A 1,178-nucleotide genomic window follows, 5' to 3' on the forward strand; every position below is an offset into this window, starting at 1 on the left:
CAGAGGCTAACGTTATAGGGACAAGCGAATAAGTGCACATGGTGGATGCCTTGGCGATTACAGGCGATGAAGGACGTAGTAGCTTGCGATAAGCTGCGGGGAGTGAGCAAACACACTTTGATCCGCAGATTTCCGAATGGGGCAACCCACCCTTTTAGGGTATTGCATACTGAATACATAGGTATGCAAGGCGAACGCGGCGAACTGAAACATCTAAGTAGCTGCAGGAAAAGAAATCAACCGAGATTCCCAAAGTAGCGGCGAGCGAAATGGGAAGAGCCTGTACGTGATAGTCGGACCGATAACAGAATCCTCTGGAAATAGGAGCCATAGTGGGTGATAGCCCCGTATGTGAAATCGGACCGGTGGTACTAAGCGTACGACAAGTAGGGCGGGACACGTGACATCCTGTCTGAATATGGGGGGACCATCCTCCAAGGCTAAATACTCGTAATCGACCGATAGTGAACCAGTACCGTGAGGGAAAGGCGAAAAGAACCCCGGAAGGGGAGTGAAATAGATCCTGAAACCGTGTGCATACAAACAGTAGGAGCGGACTTGTTCCGTGACTGCGTACCTTTTGTATAATGGGTCAGCGACTTACATTCAGTGGCAAGGTTAACCAACTAGGGAAGCCGTAGAGAAATCGAGTCCGAATAGGGCGATCAGTCGCTGGGTGTAGACCCGAAACCAAGTGATCTACTCATGGCCAGGATGAAGGTGCGGTAACACGCCCTGGAGGTCCGAACCCACTAATGTTGAAAAATTAGGGGATGAGCTGTGGGTAGGGGTGAAAGGCTAAACAAACTTGGAAATAGCTGGTTCTCTCCGAAAACTATTTAGGTAGTGCCTCAAGTATCACCATCGGGGGTAGAGCACTGTTATGGCTAGGGGGTCATTGCGACTTACCAAACCATTGCAAACTCCGAATACCGATGAGTGCGAGCTTGGGAGACAGACGTCGGGTGCTAACGTCCGGCGTCAAGAGGGAAACAACCCAGACCGCCAGCTAAGGTCCCAAAGATTGGCTAAGTGGAAAACGAAGTGGGAAGGCTAAAACAGTCAGGATGTTGGCTTAGAAGCAGCCATCATTTAAAGAAAGCGTAATAGCTCACTGATCGAGTCGTCCTGCGCGGAAGATGTAACGGGGCTAAGCCAGTCACCGAAGCTGCGGATAT

1 rRNA gene is annotated in these 1,178 nt (G+C 50.4%); it reads left to right on the forward strand.

Annotation, left to right across the window (positions count from 1 at the left end):
* Positions 1–18: 18 nt before the first annotated feature.
* Positions 19–1,178, forward strand: a 23S ribosomal RNA gene (locus tag ASR47_RS28410); the annotation flags it as partial.

Origin of the sequence: Janthinobacterium psychrotolerans (genome assembly GCF_001677885.1) — a bacterium.
Lineage (GTDB): Bacteria > Pseudomonadota > Gammaproteobacteria > Burkholderiales > Burkholderiaceae_D > Janthinobacterium > Janthinobacterium psychrotolerans.